This is a genomic window from Saccharomonospora sp. NPDC046836 (genome assembly GCF_040645195.1).
Taxonomy (GTDB): Bacteria; Actinomycetota; Actinomycetes; order Mycobacteriales; family Pseudonocardiaceae; genus Prauserella_A.
This window is the reverse complement of sequence record NZ_JBEYXW010000019.1, coordinates 34624-49992: the sequence shown is the minus strand read 5'-3', so window position 1 is coordinate 49992 and position 15369 is coordinate 34624. Positions and strand designations below refer to the sequence as shown.

General features: G+C 68.3%; 16 protein-coding genes and 1 tRNA gene. 10 read left to right on the top strand and 7 right to left on the bottom strand.

The window, feature by feature from the left end; all coding sequences use genetic code 11:
- The first annotated feature begins 22 nt into the window (after window positions 1-22).
- The 3 genes from ABZ863_RS21395 (at window position 23) to ABZ863_RS21385 (ending at window position 2180) form a co-directional block, all read left to right on the top strand.
- Window positions 23-361 (top strand): hypothetical protein, encoded by a 339-nt coding sequence (locus ABZ863_RS21395; protein ID WP_358538309.1) that lies wholly within the window; start codon window positions 23-25, stop codon window positions 359-361.
- The gene (locus ABZ863_RS21390) at window positions 358-1482 is read left to right on the top strand and encodes a hypothetical protein (protein ID WP_358538306.1); all 1125 of its coding nucleotides are present in this window, start codon (window positions 358-360) and stop codon (window positions 1480-1482) included. The genes ABZ863_RS21395 and ABZ863_RS21390 overlap by 4 nt, the downstream gene beginning before the upstream one ends.
- A gap of 149 nt (window positions 1483-1631) precedes the next feature.
- Window positions 1632-2180: a hypothetical protein gene (locus ABZ863_RS21385; RefSeq protein WP_358538304.1), complete on the top strand. Its 549-nt coding sequence runs from the start codon at window positions 1632-1634 to the stop codon at window positions 2178-2180.
- Between the two features lies 1 nt (window position 2181).
- Here ABZ863_RS21385 and ABZ863_RS21380 read toward each other — a convergent pair whose 3' ends face one another.
- Window positions 2182-2772: a nitroreductase family protein gene (locus ABZ863_RS21380; RefSeq protein ID WP_358538302.1), complete on the bottom strand. Its 591-nt coding sequence runs from the start codon at window positions 2770-2772 to the stop codon at window positions 2182-2184.
- Window positions 2773-2924: 152 nt separating this feature from the next.
- On the opposite strand from ABZ863_RS21380, the gene ABZ863_RS21375 reads away from it, so the two are divergent.
- Both ABZ863_RS21375 and ABZ863_RS21370 read left to right on the top strand, forming a co-directional pair.
- Complete coding sequence (locus tag ABZ863_RS21375) at window positions 2925-4187, top strand: aspartate kinase (protein ID WP_358538300.1); 1263 nt, start codon at window positions 2925-2927, stop codon at window positions 4185-4187.
- Window positions 4187-5263 carry an aspartate-semialdehyde dehydrogenase gene (locus tag ABZ863_RS21370; RefSeq protein WP_358538298.1) on the top strand — a complete coding sequence of 359 codons (1077 nt, stop codon included), beginning with the start codon at window positions 4187-4189 and terminating at the stop codon, window positions 5261-5263. The genes ABZ863_RS21375 and ABZ863_RS21370 overlap by 1 nt, the downstream gene beginning before the upstream one ends.
- Window positions 5264-5340: 77 nt before the next feature.
- Here the strand turns inward: ABZ863_RS21370 and ABZ863_RS21365 are convergent, their stop codons facing one another.
- A complete protein-coding gene (locus ABZ863_RS21365) occupies window positions 5341-6516 on the bottom strand; it encodes a DUF418 domain-containing protein (RefSeq protein ID WP_358538296.1) in 1176 nt (391 codons plus the stop codon).
- Window positions 6517-6646: 130 nt separating this feature from the next.
- On the opposite strand from ABZ863_RS21365, the gene ABZ863_RS21360 reads away from it, so the two are divergent.
- Window positions 6647-7018 carry a hypothetical protein gene (locus tag ABZ863_RS21360; protein WP_358538294.1) on the top strand — a complete coding sequence of 124 codons (372 nt, stop codon included), beginning with the start codon at window positions 6647-6649 and terminating at the stop codon, window positions 7016-7018.
- Here ABZ863_RS21360 and ABZ863_RS21355 read toward each other — a convergent pair.
- A complete protein-coding gene (locus ABZ863_RS21355; RefSeq protein ID WP_358538291.1) occupies window positions 7015-8205 on the bottom strand; it encodes an MFS transporter in 1191 nt (396 codons plus the stop codon). The two genes, ABZ863_RS21360 and ABZ863_RS21355, sit on opposite strands and share 4 nt — an antisense overlap.
- 459 nt (window positions 8206-8664) lie before the next feature.
- Between ABZ863_RS21355 and ABZ863_RS21350 the strand changes: the two genes are divergently transcribed.
- Window positions 8665-9132, top strand: a complete 468-nt coding sequence (locus ABZ863_RS21350) for a hypothetical protein (protein ID WP_358538289.1) — start codon at window positions 8665-8667, stop codon at window positions 9130-9132.
- Window positions 9133-9192: 60 nt separating this feature from the next.
- Here ABZ863_RS21350 and ABZ863_RS21345 read toward each other — a convergent pair whose 3' ends face one another.
- On the bottom strand, window positions 9193-10257 hold the full coding sequence (locus tag ABZ863_RS21345) for an alpha/beta hydrolase (protein ID WP_358538286.1): 1065 nt from the start codon (window positions 10255-10257) through the stop codon (window positions 9193-9195).
- Between the two features lie 96 nt (window positions 10258-10353).
- On the opposite strand from ABZ863_RS21345, the gene ABZ863_RS21340 reads away from it, so the two are divergent.
- Window positions 10354-10929, top strand: coding sequence for an NADPH-dependent FMN reductase (locus ABZ863_RS21340; protein ID WP_358538284.1), 576 nt, complete (start codon window positions 10354-10356; stop codon window positions 10927-10929).
- 63 nt (window positions 10930-10992) lie between these two features.
- Window positions 10993-11469 (top strand): DNA starvation/stationary phase protection protein Dps, encoded by a 477-nt coding sequence (gene dps, locus ABZ863_RS21335; protein ID WP_358538282.1) that lies wholly within the window; start codon window positions 10993-10995, stop codon window positions 11467-11469.
- 5 nt (window positions 11470-11474) lie between these two features.
- Here dps and ABZ863_RS21330 read toward each other — a convergent pair whose 3' ends face one another.
- Complete coding sequence (locus tag ABZ863_RS21330; protein ID WP_358538280.1) at window positions 11475-13298, bottom strand: prolyl oligopeptidase family serine peptidase; 1824 nt, start codon at window positions 13296-13298, stop codon at window positions 11475-11477.
- A gap of 35 nt (window positions 13299-13333) precedes the next feature.
- On the opposite strand from ABZ863_RS21330, the gene ABZ863_RS21325 reads away from it, so the two are divergent.
- Window positions 13334-14041, top strand: a complete 708-nt coding sequence (locus ABZ863_RS21325) for a methyltransferase domain-containing protein (RefSeq protein WP_358538278.1) — start codon at window positions 13334-13336, stop codon at window positions 14039-14041.
- Between the two features lie 207 nt (window positions 14042-14248).
- Here the strand turns inward: ABZ863_RS21325 and ABZ863_RS21320 are convergent.
- Window positions 14249-14322, bottom strand: a tRNA-Pro gene (locus ABZ863_RS21320).
- Between the two features lie 29 nt (window positions 14323-14351).
- Window positions 14352-15293, bottom strand: coding sequence for a metallophosphoesterase (locus tag ABZ863_RS21315; protein ID WP_358538276.1), 942 nt, complete (start codon window positions 15291-15293; stop codon window positions 14352-14354).
- Window positions 15294-15369: the final 76 nt, after the last annotated feature.

Sequence of the window (15369 nt, the reverse complement as noted above, 5' to 3'; positions counted from 1 at the left end):
CCAATCCGACCGAGGGGCCCCGATGCCAGAGGGAATACAGACAAGTATCGAAGCGATCTCCGGTTACGCTCGGCAGCTCCCGCACTACGAAGGGGAAGCGGACAAGTTCGGCAACCTGATCGACGCCGCCGACGTGACCGACGAGGCGTGGGGAGTCGTCGGCATCTTCGCCAAGCAGGGCTACACCGAGCGCCTGGCTGAACTGCGCTCGCTGTTGACCGACATGAAGGACGGCGTCGACGCGTTCGTCACCAAGCTGAACAAGGCTGCGGAGATGTACCAGAACGCCGAGGACGCCGGAGCGATCACGTTCGGCCGGCACCAGGCGGAGATCGATGCGATGGGAGAGCAGGGCCGATGACGGAGCGGGAAAGCATCGCCGACGCCCTGAACGTCCAGGGGTACGACGAGAGCACGAGCGCGAACCTCGACCGCGCGATGGGCCATGTGCCGGTGGCCGGCACGATCTACAACTCCGGCAAGTCGATCGTTTCGCACGCCCAGCAGGCGGCCGAGGCGGACAACCCGGCCGAACTGGCCTCCGCGGGTGCCGCGCTGGTCGGCGACGGGGCCGCGTTCGTCGGTGCGGCGGCCGGTGACATGGTCACCTTCGCCATGGACCCGATCGGCTGGCTGGTCAGCCACGGGCTGAACATGCTGCTCGAACTGGTCCAGCCGCTGCAGGACGCGTTGCACCAGGTCACCGGGGACGGCCCGGCCATCGCGCACGCTTCCGACAACTTCGTCACGATCGCGCAGGGCTTCGTCGCGCTCGCCGAGGACTTCGAGCAGACCGGCGACACCGCGCTGGCCGAGTGGGTGGACGAGGCCGGTAACGCGGCGAAGGAAGCGCTCGGCGACTTCTCCTCCGGTATCCGCGGTATCGGCTCGGCGGCCGGTTCGGTGGCCGAGGTGCTGCAGATGTGGTCGATCGTCATGCAGGTCATCGAAGAGGTGATCAAGGCGATCATCACCGAGCTGGTTTCCTGGCTGATCACCATCTGGTTGCCCGCGCTGGCCGCGTCCGTGATCAGCTTCGGCGGCTCGGTCGCCGCCGCGATGACCGCGTCCATCGCCAAGGCGGCCAGCGTGCTGCAGAAGGTGACCCGTTACCTCGGCAAGTTCGGCAAGCTGCTCGACACCTTCATGGAGTTCCTGGTCAGGTACTCCGGGAAGATCGAGGTCTTCGCCAGGAAGCTGCGGGTCGGCGTGATGCCTGGGGAAACCAAGTTCGGGTTCGGCGCGGTCGCACAGGGCTTCCAGCCGAGCAACCGGATGCTGACCACGATGTTCGGCACCTCGGTCGGTGCCAAACCGCTGATCGCCGGTATGGGTACGAAGGCCGGTATCGGCGCTGGGAAAACCGTCTACGGCGAAGGCACGGAAGACGTCAGCCTTGGAGGGGACGAGCCGTGGTTCAACAAGAGCGAGATCGGCGGGGACCAGAGCCCGGAGGAGACCCGCGGGAACCTGGACATCTAGCCGCCGAACCGAGCGAGTTCGCCGAGCGGGCGCCGACCGACGCTCGGCGAAGGGCGGCGCAGAAGATCTTCGCTCACGAAGACCGCGTTCAGGCCAAACGCGACGACACGTTGGTTCGACCCGGCTTCCGGGAACGGGTCGAGGAGCTGATGCGGGGTCAGTGGCGCGAGCCGGTCATCGTGTTGCGCCTCAGTGACAACGGTCTGGCATTCGACGTGTCCGGCAGGCGCCTGGACGGCACGGTCAAGGGAAAGAAGCTCGTCCGGCGCTTCTTCTGGAACATCGCGCGCGGCATCGGCGCTGCGGTGGCCTACGTCCTCTATCTGGCGCACAACGCGGGCAGTGGCACGTCGGCCAAGCGGGAATTTCACGTCAAGGGCCCGGCGAACGCGATGGCACTCGACCTGGTCGACAGGCTCAGGTCGGCGAAGGGGCCCTGGCTGGTGTACTCGCCGTCGTGCCTCGCAGTGGTGGACACCGGATCGACGTTCCTCGACCCGGCCGACGCGTCCCAGCCACAGATTGTCTGGCAGGCGCGCAAACCACAGGCTCCGGAGGTCAACCTGCGCACGCGGACCATCAGCTGGCCGGACGGATCGAGCTTCACGTTCCCGCTGCACGGCAACACCGAGAACCAGCACCTGCGGAAGTACCTGGGGCCCCCGGGCATCGTCCACTGGAACGGGCGGCCGGAGTAGCTCAGAACGCGGGGTCGTCCCAGTCGCGCAGCGCGAACTCGGCAAGCGGGACCCGTTCGCGCCGCGCCGTCTCGCGGGTGATGGCTCGCTCGTCGCCGAGGACCTCCGGGTCGGCGAGCACGCCGACAGCGATCGCGACGAGCGGGCGTACCCCGTCGGGCACCCTGAACGTTCCGCGTACCGCGCCGGGATCGAACCCCGCCATCTGGTGAGCGACCAGCCCTTCGGCGACGGCTTGGAGCGCCAGGTTCTCCGCGGCCAGTCCCACGCCGTACTCGGCGTAGGGAATCTCGCCTTTCTCGTTGTGCGTGCGGGCGAGCCCGATGAGCAGTGCACCCGCCCGATGCGCCCACGACTGGTTACGCACGGTCAGCGTGCTGAGGATGCGGTCGAACGTCGTATCGCCGCGCCGTCCGACCAGGAAGCGTGCCGGCTGGGTGTTGCCGAACGAGGGTGCCCACCGTGCCGCCTCCAGTAGCGCCTGCAACTGCTCGGGTGTGACCTCGGCCATGCTGTCGAGCGCGCGGGGGCTCCAGCGGCGGGCGATCAGGTCGTGGACGGCGACGCTCGTCTCGGCTTCCTTGTCGCTCATGCGCCCACTGTAGGCGTCCGGTGAGTGGTCGCCGCCACAAAGCAAGGTGTCTGGGAAAGGCAGCCCCGGTACGCTGTTTCGGAAGACGGTGAGCAGGGCCTTTGCGAATCCAGCCGCGAGGTGTTCCTGTTCGAGCGAGGAGGTTCGGGCAAGTGGCGCTCGTAGTCCAGAAGTACGGCGGTTCGTCACTGGAGAGCGCAGACCGGATCAAGCGCGTCGCCGAGCGCATCGTTGCCACGAAGAAGGCGGGCAACGAGGTCGTCGTGGTGTGCTCCGCGATGGGTGACACCACCGACGAGCTGCTCGATCTCGCGGAGCAGGTGAACCCGGTTCCGCCGGAGCGTGAGATGGACATGCTGCTGACGGCGGGGGAGCGGATCTCGAACGCGCTTGTCGCGATGGCGATCTCGGCGCACGGCGCCGAGGCGTGGTCGTTCACCGGTTCACAGGCGGGCGTGGTGACCACATCTGTGCACGGCAACGCGCGCATCATCGATGTCACGCCGAGTCGCGTGACCGAGGCGCTCGAACAGGGCTACATCGCACTGGTTGCCGGTTTCCAGGGCGTCTCTCAGGACACAAAGGACATCACCACACTCGGCAGAGGTGGCTCGGACACCACGGCGGTGGCGCTGGCCGCCGCTCTCAATGCCGACGTCTGCGAGATTTACTCCGATGTGGACGGTGTGTACACCGCCGACCCGCGGATCGTGCCCAACGCGCGCAAGCTCGACACGGTGCCGTACGAGGAGATGCTCGAGCTCGCCGCCAGTGGCTCGAAGATTCTGCACCTGCGCTCGGTCGAGTACGCCCGCCGTTACGGCGTGCCGATCCGGGTCCGTTCTTCCTACAGTGACAAGCCGGGCACGACGGTGACCGGTTCTATCGAGGAGCTCTCCGTGGAACAAGCGTTGATCACCGGTGTGGCCCACGACCGGTCCGAGGCCAAGATCACGGTTACCGGCGTTCCCGACCATGCCGGTGCGGCCGCCCGCATCTTCCGCACCGTGGCCAATGCGGAGATCGACATCGACATGGTGTTGCAGAACATCTCCAACACCACTGGTCGTACCGACATCACGTTCACCCTGTCGAAGGCGAACGGTCCCAAGGCGGTGAGCGAGCTGGAGAAGATCAAGTCCGAACTGGACTTCGCCGCGGTGCTCTACGACGACCACGTCGGCAAGGTCTCGCTCGTCGGCGCGGGAATGCGCTCGCATCCTGGCGTCACCGCGACCTTCTGCGAAGCGCTGGCGAAGTCGGGAGTGAACATCGAGATCATCAACACCTCGGAGATCCGGATCTCGGTGTTGATCAGGGATGCGCAGCTCGACGATGCGGTGCGCGCAATTCACGAGGCATTCGAACTGGGCGGCGACGAAGAGGCCGTCGTCTACGCAGGGAGTGGACGCTGATGGGACCCACGCTCGCACTGGTCGGTGCTACCGGCGCGGTCGGCACCGTCATGATCGACATCATCAACGGGCGCGCGAGCGTGCCGTGGGGTGAGATCCGGCTGATCGCCTCGGCGCGCTCGGCCGGCAAGAAGATCACGGTGCGCGGCGAGGAGCTGACGGTCATCGAGCTGAAGCCCGAGGCGTTCGACGGCGTCGACGTGGCCATGTTCGACGTGCCCGACGAGGTGTCCGCCGAGTGGGCCCCGATCGCCGCCGCGCGTGGCGCCGTCGCGGTGGACAACTCCGGCGCCTTCCGGCTGGATGACGAGGTGCCGCTCGTCGTGCCCGAGGTCAACGCAGGCAAGCTCGCCGCGCGGGAGTCCTATCCCAAGGGCATCATCGCCAACCCCAACTGCACCACACTGTCCATGATGGCCGCGCTCGGTGCGTTGCATCGCGAGTTCGGCCTCACCGAGCTCGTCGTCGCGTCGTACCAGGCCGCGTCCGGTGCGGGACAGGGCGGCATCGACCGGCTCTACGCCGAGCTGGAAGCCGTGGCTGGTAAGGGTCTCGGGGCGAAGGCCGGTGACGTGCGTGCCGCCGTCGAGGCGGCGGGACTGTCCCTTGCGGACACTCCGTTCGCGGGAACACCGTTGGCGCTCAACGTGATTCCCTCCGCCGGTTCGTACAAGGGCGATGGCTGGTTCTCCGAGGAGCTCAAGGTGCGCAACGAGTCGCGCAAGATCCTCGGCATCCCGGACCTCAAGGTCTCGGCGACCTGTGTGCGGGTTCCGGTGGTCACCACGCACTCGCTCGCCGTGCACGCGACGTTCGCGCGGGAGGTGACCCTCGAGGCCGCGCACAAGGTCTTCGAGGCCCAGCCGTCGATCGTGCTCGTTGACGATCCGGAGAACGGCGAGTTCCCCTCGCCCGCCGACGTGGTGGGTGCGGACCCGACCTATGTCGGCAGGGTCCGGCAGGCGCTGGACTTCCCGAACACGCTCGACTTCTTCGTGTGCGGGGACAATCTCCGCAAGGGAGCCGCTCTCAACACTTACGAGATCGCCGAGCAGGTGGCCGCCAAGCTCGCCTAGCCGCGAGTCCCCCGCTCAAGCCCGCGAGTTGCCCGCTCCGGAGCGCGAGTTCCGCGTTCCGGAGCGGGGCACACGCCTCATCGCGGCATATCGGCCCGGTCGCCGCCCGGTTCGTGTGCTGCGCCGGTCCGTTGCGGGGCGAGGTACGCACGGTGCCAGACCAGTTCCAGCGGGCCGCGGGAGAACCGGCGCAACCACACCGTCGCGAGGACCATGAGCAGCCCGCACAGCGCAACGAAAAGGCCGGGGACCCACCACGGCCGCGCATCGTCGAGCGCGGCGGCGAGCCCGAAACCCCAGCCGTAGCACAGGATTCCGGCGAGCAGGTTCTGCAGCACGTAAGACGACAGCGCGGTGCGGCCGACGGCGGTCAGCCCGCGGCGTAACGGTCCCGACTCGGCATGCATCCGGTGCAGCAGCCACGGCACCAGCCCGAGCAGGCCGAAAGCGACAAGGGGGGCGGCCAGGTACCGGTCGAGGAGGAACCACTCCGGCCCGGCGAACGACGTCAGCAGGTTGAGCGGAACGCCCACGCCGAGTCCGACGGCCATGAGCCGTCGCTGGATACCCAGCCCGCGCGCGGAATTCTCCAGAGCCCCCGCGCGCCACAGCCGCGAGCCGGCCAGGAACAGCACCGTGCTCAGCGGGATCACGAACAGCGCCTCCGAGCGGTAGAGCGCCATGCCCGTGAGCCGGTCGCTCACCTGCGCCGGCCAGCTGTCGGTACCAGTGCTGCTGCCGCTGCCACCGGTCAGCGAGTCCCCTGAGATCAGCAGGCCCGTCGTGAGCAGGCCGATGATCGTCACGTGTAACGCGGCTTGTACCGCGATCCAGACGCGGACCACACGATCGCTGCGGCCGACGAGGAACGCCACGAGCACCGACACGACCGCGTAGTACATGAGGACGTCGAACTCAAAGATGAGCACGTAGTGCAGCAGTCCCTCGACGAGCAGCAGGGCCGATCGCCACAGGTACCAGCCCGGCCACCGCTCACCCCGCCGCCGCGCCGCGCGGTACTGCAGTTCCAGCCCGATACCGAACAGGATCGACAGCAGCGCAAGGAACTTCCCGTTGGTCGTGAACCGCAGGAATGTCTCCACGGCGCCGGCGAACGAGTCCGGCTCCGGCAGGGTGAGAAAGCCCGCCGCGCCTTGCGGATCGGTGAAGATCCAGATGTTCGTGCCGAGCGTGCCCAGGATCGCGACGCCGCGGATGACGTCGAGCGCCACGACCCGTTCGGTGCGCACCATGTCCCTCCCCTGTTCGATGTTCCACCGCGCGTCGACGTTAGGGATCGGGATGCGCTCAAGGCGTCGTCCCCAGGTCGGACCGAGGGTGGGCACAAAGGATGAGATCGAGCCGCACCGGTAAGTTCGGCACATGCTGACGAGGTGTGTGCTTGCCGCGCTCGGGTTACTGCTGTTGACGGGTTGCGATGAGGTCAACGAGGCGGTGGACCAGGTGAACACCGTGGCGAGCAAGGCGAGTGTCTGCACTGAGGCGCTGGGGCTGGCCAACCTGAACCCCAATGTGGACCCCGAGCAGGTGATCGCGCAGGCCGAGGAGAAAGCCAACCGCCTGCAGGAGCTGGCGAGCCAGGTGGCCGAGCAGGACGTCAAGCAGACGCTGCTGACCATGGCCGATGGCTATCTCGAGCTGGAGCGGCAGCGGCTGGACAACCTGTCGGCGTTCAGTCAGTGGTTGCAGCGCAACCTCAACAACCTGGAACAGCTGCGGCAGGCCTGCCTCTAGACGGGCACCCGAACGCGAGCGCGGGCCGGGCGCCGTTGCAGCGCCGCGCCCACCGCGGCGAACACCAACCCGCCCGCGCCCGCGGCCACGAAACCCCAGCCGGGCTGGGAACTGTCGATGACGAACCCGACGACGGGGCTGCCGAGGGCGAGCCCGATGCGGGTCGCCGAGTCCTGCAGACCCATTGCCTCGCCCCGCACCTCGGGCGGCGCGAGCCTGCTCACCGATTCCGTGGTGGCGGCCAGCGTCGGTGCGCAGACCACGTTCGTCGGGATCAGCACCAGCGCCAGCAACCACCACGGCTCGGTCACGAGCCCCGCCGGGAGCACGAGGACCGCCAGCAGGACCATCAACGGCAGCTGCGACAGGGAACGCCGCACCGCGCCGTGTACCAATCCGCCCAGTAGGGAGGCAACGGCCATCACCGCGATCAAGGCGCCGGTCCAGGCCACGTCGCCGGACTCGCGCAGGGCCGCCAGTGCCGCGAGCTCGGTGCCCACGAGGACGAACAGCGCGCCGATCGCAATGAGCAGCGTCGCGAAGAGGCGCCGGTCGAGCCACACCCGCAGCGGAGGCCGCCGGCCAGTGGACCGCTCGGCTTCCTCCGGGGTGCGGGTCGGTGGGTTGAGCAGGTACAGCGCCGCGGCGCAGACGGCGGAGACCGCGCCGATTCCGGTCAGCGCGACAGTCGAGGAGAGCCCGGTGGCCACCGCGATGCCGATTGCCGGGCCGATCAGGAACGTCGCCTCGAGCGAGATCGCGTCCAGCGAGAAGGCCGTCCGTCGCTGCGGTTCGGCCACGAGCGCGGTGATCACCTGGCGTGCGATCGAACCTGCGGGCAGCACGAGAGCACCGGCGGGCAGGGCCGCGACCAGCAGCACGGGGTAGGGCAGGTGCGGCGAGCTCGTCCAGAACGCCGCCGAGACGATGCCGCAGACCGCCACGACCGGGCGCAGCCCGTGCCGATCGATCATCCGCCCGACGAGCGGGGCAGCCACGGCCGTCCCCGCCGTCGTCGCTGTGCCGACGAGCCCCGCGGCGCCGTAGCCGCGGCCGAGGTCGCTGACGATGTGCAGCGTCAGCGTGATGCTCATCGCGGTCATGGGCAGTCGCGCGAGTGCGATCGCCACGGTTGATGCCGGCATTCCGGGGATGCGCAGGACTCGGAGGTATGGCTGCAGCGGCACGGCATCGAGATAACCCCAAGTTGGTACGCTCGTGCAACTTCTTTTGGATCCGTTCGCTTGTGGTGGTTGCGACATGCGTGGGTGAACCGAGGAGCTGTGGTCTACCCGACACGCCCGCACCACGGGGTGACCTGACGCGGCCGCTGCCGATTACGCCGGTACGGGTTACCCGGCTGCGCGCACGGGTGAACCGCATGCGGAGCGTAGTGTCCACTGCGGACACTGTGGTCTTCCGGGCGAACGAGGGACCCGCGATTTTCATCAGTTGCGGGTCTCATGTGCCGCTGGCGAATCCGTCCGGTAATTGTTGGAAACTTCCCCTCTCGGTGATCCGGTGGTGGATCCCCGACACGGTTGGTATTCATTTATCCCGTTGGGCTTATGGAGGCCGGGAGGTAGAAAATGAAAGGCAAAATTGCTCGCGCTATCGCTGCAGTTGCTGCGGGAGCGGTGCTGGCTGTGACGTCGTCGGGAGTGGCGGCGGCGGGCACGGTCGGCGGGGGCAAGGGATCGTCGAGCACCGAGGCCGCCAGCGCGCAGGTTCTCGAGCTGCGCGACCAGCTGGCCAGGGTCGCCTACGCGGGCGACGTCAAGGGCACGCAGGACACCCTTGCGGCACTGGACCCGCTGCTCACGGACCTGGCCGTGGGACAGGTCTACTCGATCCAGGCCGAGGCGAAGGACCAGGCCGGCATGGCAAAGGACCAGCAGTCGGAGGCCAGCAGGATCCTCGCCGACTCGGCCGCTGAGCCGCGCGCGTACACCAACCAGCTGCCGGGCCTGCCTGGGCTGCCTGATCCGCTGAGCATGCTCAACGGGTTGCTGCAGGGGCTGCTGGACACACTGAAGGCGTTGCTGGGCTCCCTGCTCGGCGCGCTTCCGGTACCGGCGCTGCCCCCGCTGCCGGTCCCGGTGCCGGTGCCCTGATCCACATCACCTGAGGGGGGAGCGGAATCCGGCGTGGAAGCAATTCCACGCCGGATTCCGCTATTTTGCGTTGGCTATTCCGAGTCCCATTCGCAATGCGCCTGCTGCTTCCGCCGTCGCCTCGCGGAATCGGGTGCCGATGCCCAGGAAAATGACGTATCCGTGGATCAGGTCCTCCTGCCTGCTCAGCGCGACCGGCACCCCCGCGTCGGCCAGCCGTGCGGCGTAGGCCTCGCCTTCGTCGCGTAACGGATCGAACCCTGCGGTGGCGATGTAGGCGGGTGGCAGCCCGGTGAGGTCCACGCTGAGCAGCGGGGAGAGCCGGGCGTCGGTCCAGTCGACCGCATTCGGTGCGTAGCGGTCGAGGAACCACGTCATGCCCTCGTCGGTCAAGAAGAAGCCATCGCCGAACAGCTCCCGCGAGCGGCGGCGGACGGATGCGTCCACGGCGGGGTAGATCAGCAGCTGGAAGGCAGGCGCCGGGCCGCCACGCCGGGTGGTGACCTGCGCGGTCACGGCTGCCAGGTTGCCGCCCGCGCTGTCGCCGCCGACAGCGATCCGGCTGGGGTCGGCGCCGAGTTCGGTGGCCTTGGCGTGGGCGTAGTCGAACGCGGTGATCGCGTCCTCCTGCGCGGCGGGGAACGGATGTTCCGGGGCGAGCCGGTAGTCCACCGACAGCACGCGCACTCCCGCGTGCTTGGCGAGGAACCGCGTGGTGTTGTCGTGGCTGGCGCCGTTGCCGAGCACCCAGCCGCCGCCGTGGTAGAAGACGAGCAGCCCTGAACCCGGCGCGAGATTCTCCGGCGTGTAGAGCGTCGCAGGCAGCTCCCCGTGGTCGGCGGGAATGGCGATGTCCCGAGTTCGCACTGGCTCGATGGGCTTGCCGCTCACCAGCTGCCGCGACATCTCGAGTTCGGCCCTGGCGCGTTCGACGGGCACGCCATCGCGGGTCAGCGATGCTCCTGACAACCGCTGCAGGCGCAGGAGCAGCTGTGCGTCGAGTGCCAGCTCCTGCCCATCGAGGCGAATCGGCGAGCCCGCGAGAAGTCGGCGGAGCGGCCGGGGCAGCGAGTACAGCAGTTGTGCTGCAGCGGCCTGCACGCGAATCTGAAGCGGTACGGCCATGCTTGCTCCCGTCAGTAGCAATCGGTGCCAGGTGTGATCGAGGTCCCGGTCAATCGGCCTAGCCCTCGACCTAACTAGAAGGTCTAGCCTCGACTGGTGACTTCGACTCGTGCGATCAGGGTGCTCGGTATCGGCGGCTCGCTCCGCGACGGTTCACAGTCTGAGCGTGCCATGCGAATCGCGCTCGCCGGTGCACAGGACGCCGGCGCCGAGGTCTCCGCGGTCACAGGGAGCGCGCTGACTTTGCCGTTCTACGACGCCGGAATCGGTGACCGCACTGCCGAAGCGGTGCAGCTGGTGGAGGCGATCCGCGCTGCCGACGGGCTGATCGTGGTGTCACCCGGTTACCACGGTGCGCTGTCCGGGCTGGTGAAGAACGCCCTTGACTACGTCGAGGACCTGCGCGGTGACACCCGGCCCTACCTCGACGGGCGCGCCGTCGGCCTCATCGCCGTCGCATACGGCTGGCAGGCCGCGGTCACCACGCTCAACCAGCTGCGCACGATCGCGCATGCGCTGCGCGGGTGGCCGACCCCGCTCGGCGCCGCCGTGAACACGGCCGAGGTCAAGTTCGACGAGGCCGGCGGCGCCTCCGAGGAGAAGGTCGTCAAAAACCTGCGACTGATCGGGCGCCAGGTCGTCGAGTTCGGCATCGCCCGGCGCGCCCTGTAGCGGTTTCGGCCAACCCGAAACGGGTAGCCCCGTCCAGGCACTCGCGTAGAGAGGACAGGGATGATGGCCAACTCGCCGATCACGAGCCCGCTCAAGGAGAGCGACAAGGAGCAGACGGCGAACGTGCTGCAGTCGACTCTCGTGGACCTCATCGACCTTTCGCTGATCGCCAAGCAGGCGCACTGGAACGTCGTTGGCCAGAACTTCCGCAGCGTGCATCTGCAGCTCGACGACCTGGTGTCGGCCGCGCGGGGCTACACCGATGATGTCGCCGAGCGTGCCAACGCGATCGGTGTGTCGCCCAACGGCAAGGCGAAGACGGTCGTGACGAGTTCGGGCATGCCGGAGTATCCCGACAACTGGCAGACCACGCAGGCCACGATCGAGGCCATCGTGGAGAGCCTCGCCAGGATCATCCGGCGACTGCGCGCTCGCATCGACGAGACGGACAAGAGTGACCTCGTCACCCAGGACCTGCTGCTCGACATCGCTGCCGAGCTCGAGAAGCAGCACTGGATGTGGCAGGCCCAGCAGGCCTGACGACTTCAGCGCAGTGCGCGCAGTGCGAAGTGGACCTCGATGGCGGTCTGTTTGATGGTCTCGGCGATCACCAGGGAACCGTGACCGGCGTCGTAGCGGTAGAACTCATACGGCACCGCTCGTGCGGCGAGCCTGTCGAGGTAGTTCTCGACCTGGCGGATCGGGCAGCGCGGATCGTTGTCGCCGGCCAGGACGAGTACCGGCACGTCGACGTTGTCGACGTAGGTGATGGGTGAACATTCCTCATACACAGCGGGCACATCCGTCGGCGATCCGCCGAAGAGGGCGCGGTCGAACGACCGGAGCTGCTCCATCTCGTCCTCGTAGGCAGCCACGTAGTCGGCCACCGGTACCCCCGCGACCCCGGCCGCCCAGCGCCCCGGCTGGGTGCCGAGCGCGAGCAGCGTCAGGTACCCGCCCCAGGACGCACCGGCCACGATGCACCGCGCAGGATCGGCCAGCCCGCTGCTGACCGCCCAGTCGTGCACGGCCGCGACGTCCTCGAGCTCGGTGATACCGGGCCTGCCCTCGATCGCGTCCCGCCACGCCGACCCGTATCCGGTCGAACCGCGATAGTTGACCTCCACCACGGCGAATCCGGCATCGAGCCAGACTGCCCGGTAGCCGGAGAAGCGGTCCTCGTCAGCGGCATGCGGGCCACCGTGCAGCAGGAAGACGGTCGGCAGCGCGGTGCCATCGCCTTCTGGGCGGGAGACGAGCGCGTGGATCCGCCCACCCGGTCCGGTCACGAACGCGTCGGTCACCGGCAGCGATCCGGGTGCCTGGTCGCCGGGTGGCGTGAGCAGCACAGCGTCGGTGCCGTCGGCCGCCCGTGCCCGCACGAGCGTGGGCTGTGCCGCGTTCGACCAGGAGTACTCCACCGCGCCGTCCGGCCGCACGCTCGCGTCGCCGATCCAGCCCGCCGGTGTGTCCACTGACGACCGGACACCGGTGGCGAGGTCGTAGCGGTGCAGTGTGCTGCGGCCCTCGTGGAAGTGCATGATCAGCAGCGCGTCGGCCTCGGGGTACCAGTCACCGGAGACCTCTCCTGGCAGGTCCAGTTCGATCTCCTGCTCGGCGCCGGTGGCGACGTCCCAGATCAGCAGTTCCTCGCGGCCGCGGCGCTCGTGCACCACGAGCAGCCGGGTGTCGCCGTGCCTGGGGGAGAACGCCAGCGCCGTGAGGCCCTTGCCCTCGCCGTCCCACTTGTCGGCGACGGTGGTGAAGCCGTCACACGCGAGCACACGCACCGCGGGGTGGCGCGAGTCGCCGTGCTCGGAGTGCGAGATGGCGAGCAGGCGCTCGTCCCGGGAGAGCACGGACACGCCCGCGTCGTCCTCGTGGGTGTAGAAGCAGACGGTGGTTCCGTCGCGGTGCGCGTAGAGCGCGCTGCCGTCGTCGGTCGACACGCCGACCGCGATGAGCTGGTGGCCGATCTCCAGCCCGGCAGGGTAGCCGTCGGGCACATCAGCGAGGGCTTTGGCCGCCGCGCTGCCGCCGGCGAAGGGCTCTCGTGCCCACGAGCCGAACTCGTCACCGTCGGTGTCGTTGAACCACCAGATCCACTTGCCGTCCGCGGAGGTCGTCGCGTGCAGGGTGCCGTTCGGCCGGTCGGTGACCTGCCGATGCTCGCCGGTGGAGCGGTCCCACGCGTAGACCTCCCACACCCCACTGGCATTGGAGACGTAGGTGTTGGCGTCCGGGGCGTCGAGCGTCCAGTCGGGCACCGACACCCGGGGCGCCTCGAACCGGGCCCGCCACCGCGCTTCGACGACCGGGTCGGCGAAGAGCTGGTCGGGAACCTGAGCTGCCGGATGCTGTGTGGTCACCCCTGCAATTTTGCCAGGTCCGTAGTCTTACCGGGGTGCTGGAGGGTTACGCGGGTTTCGTCCTGCCCTTGCTGCGGCCGGGGATGCGGGTACTCGACGTCGGCTGCGGCCGTGGCGCGATCACGCTGAGTCTCGGCACCGCCACGCACCCGATACACGTGCTCGGGATGGATGCCGATCCGGCCAGCGTGGCATTCGCGCGCAAGGCGGCGGACCGCGCCCATGTGTCCACAGTGGACTTCGTGGTGGCGGAGCCGTACCGGATTCCCCTGCCGCCGTCGACCGTCGATGTCGTGTATTCGCATGCGCTGTTGGAGCAGCTGGCCGATCCGCTTCTGGCGCTGGCGGAGTTCGCCAGGGTTCTGCGTTCCGGCGGACTGCTTGCTCTGTCCACATCGGATTGGAGTCGAGCGAAGCTGCGGCCGAGGACGGCGAATGTCGACGCCGCCCTGCGCGGGCTGTACTTGTTGCAGCGCAGGGCGGGTGGTGACCCCTTCGCGGGCAGACATGTGGCCGGTTGGGCGGAGCGTGCAGGGTTCCGGGATGTCCGGACCCGTGCCCGGCACCATCCGGGTGTCGGTTACGGGGAGTTGGCCGAGCAGGTGGAAACGAACCTCGCCGCGGCGATCGGGGTCCAGCACGACCTGCAGCTGGCGAGCGCCGCGCGGTCGGCATGGATGTGGGTGCGTGACGGCAAGGGCGAGTTCAGCCAATGCTGGACAGAACTACTAGCCACCCGCTGAGGAGACCGTCCGATTAGGCACGAGGCAGAGACGATAGCCCTCACGACTCACGAATGACCGGTTCCACCGAAGCCGATCCGGGGCCGGGTCACCGGGGGTCCGGGGGGCGGGCCCCCCGGGTGGGGCGTGGGGGCTGCGCCCCCACAAGACAAAAAGGAAGAGCCGTGTTCGCGCTTTCCAGCGAACACGGCTCTTCCAGCTCTTCCGTCGGGGTGGCGGGATTTGAACCCACGACCTCCTCGACCCGAACGAGGCACGCTACCAAGCTGCGCCACACCCCGAGGTACTGCTCTTTGGGTCGGCACACAGTTTAGCGGACGTCGCTGGAGGCCTTCCGGCGGGCTGCCTTCCGTTGCGCAGGCGCTGCGGAATCGTGCGGGACCAGCGTCAACAGCGTGGCTTCCGGTGGGCAGGCGAACCGCGCGGGGGCGTAAGGCGAGGTTCCGAGCCCGGCCGAGACATGCAGCCACATGTCGGCGCCCCATCGCGAGACGCCACGTGCCCGTGACCGATCGAGATCACAGTTGGTCACCAGTGCGCCGATGCCGGGGATCCGCAGCTGGCCGCCGTGGGTGTGCCCGGCCAGCACGAGGTCGTAGCCGTCTGCGGCGAAGGGATCGAGCACCCGCGGTTCGGGCGAGTGGGTGATGCCGAGCCGCAGGACTGCGCCATTGGTCGCGCGTCCGGAGATGTCGACATAGCGATCCCGGTGTAGATGCGGGTCGTCGACCCCGGCCGCGAAGATCTCCTGCCCCGCGACCGTGAATGAGCGCCGCACGTGTGTCAGGTCCTGCCAGCCGCGTTCGATGAACGCAGCACGCAGGTCGCGCCATGGCAGGTGCTTGCCGTGGGTGCGCTTCTTGCGGCCCTTCGGCATGAGGTACCGGGCGGGGTTCTTCGGCTTGGGGGCGTAGTAGTCGTTGCTGCCGAACACGAAGACACCAGGCCGGTTGAGCAGTGGCCCGAAGGCACGCAGGACGGCGGGCACGGAACGCCGGTGGGCGAGGTTGTCGCCGGTGTTGACCACCAGGTCGGGCTCGAGCCTGTCCAACGCAGCGACCCAGCGCTGCTTCGACTCCTGCCCGGGCAGCATGTGCAGGTCCGACACGTGGAGCACCCGGATGGGCCGCGCGCCGTTGCCGAGTACCGGCAGTTCCGCGGTACGTAGTGTCCAGCGCCGGCGCTCAATGCCGACGGCGTAACCGAGGGTCGCGGCACCCACCGCCGCCGTCCCCGTCACAAGGCGTTTCATCACTCATCCTTGGGGCTGCTTGTGTTACCCAGCGTACCCGCGTCATCCAAGATGCGTGTTCGTTCACCTGGCTGGG

Excerpts from the sequence above, each read along its gene's own strand:
- ABZ863_RS21395 (WP_358538309.1), top strand. The coding sequence starts at position 23 with ATGCCAGAGGGAATACAGACAAGTATCGAAGCGATCTCCGGTTACGCT.
- ABZ863_RS21390 (WP_358538306.1), top strand. The coding sequence starts at position 358 with ATGACGGAGCGGGAAAGCATCGCCGACGCCCTGAACGTCCAGGGGTAC.
- ABZ863_RS21385 (WP_358538304.1), top strand. The coding sequence starts at position 1,632 with ATGCGGGGTCAGTGGCGCGAGCCGGTCATCGTGTTGCGCCTCAGTGAC.
- ABZ863_RS21380 (WP_358538302.1), bottom strand. The coding sequence starts at position 2,772 with ATGAGCGACAAGGAAGCCGAGACGAGCGTCGCCGTCCACGACCTGATC.
- ABZ863_RS21370 (WP_358538298.1), top strand. The coding sequence starts at position 4,187 with ATGGGACCCACGCTCGCACTGGTCGGTGCTACCGGCGCGGTCGGCACC.
- ABZ863_RS21365 (WP_358538296.1), bottom strand. The coding sequence starts at position 6,516 with ATGGTGCGCACCGAACGGGTCGTGGCGCTCGACGTCATCCGCGGCGTC.
- ABZ863_RS21360 (WP_358538294.1), top strand. The coding sequence starts at position 6,647 with ATGCTGACGAGGTGTGTGCTTGCCGCGCTCGGGTTACTGCTGTTGACG.
- ABZ863_RS21345 (WP_358538286.1), bottom strand. The coding sequence starts at position 10,257 with ATGGCCGTACCGCTTCAGATTCGCGTGCAGGCCGCTGCAGCACAACTG.
- dps (WP_358538282.1), top strand. The coding sequence starts at position 10,993 with ATGGCCAACTCGCCGATCACGAGCCCGCTCAAGGAGAGCGACAAGGAG.
- ABZ863_RS21315 (WP_358538276.1), bottom strand. The coding sequence starts at position 15,293 with ATGAAACGCCTTGTGACGGGGACGGCGGCGGTGGGTGCCGCGACCCTC.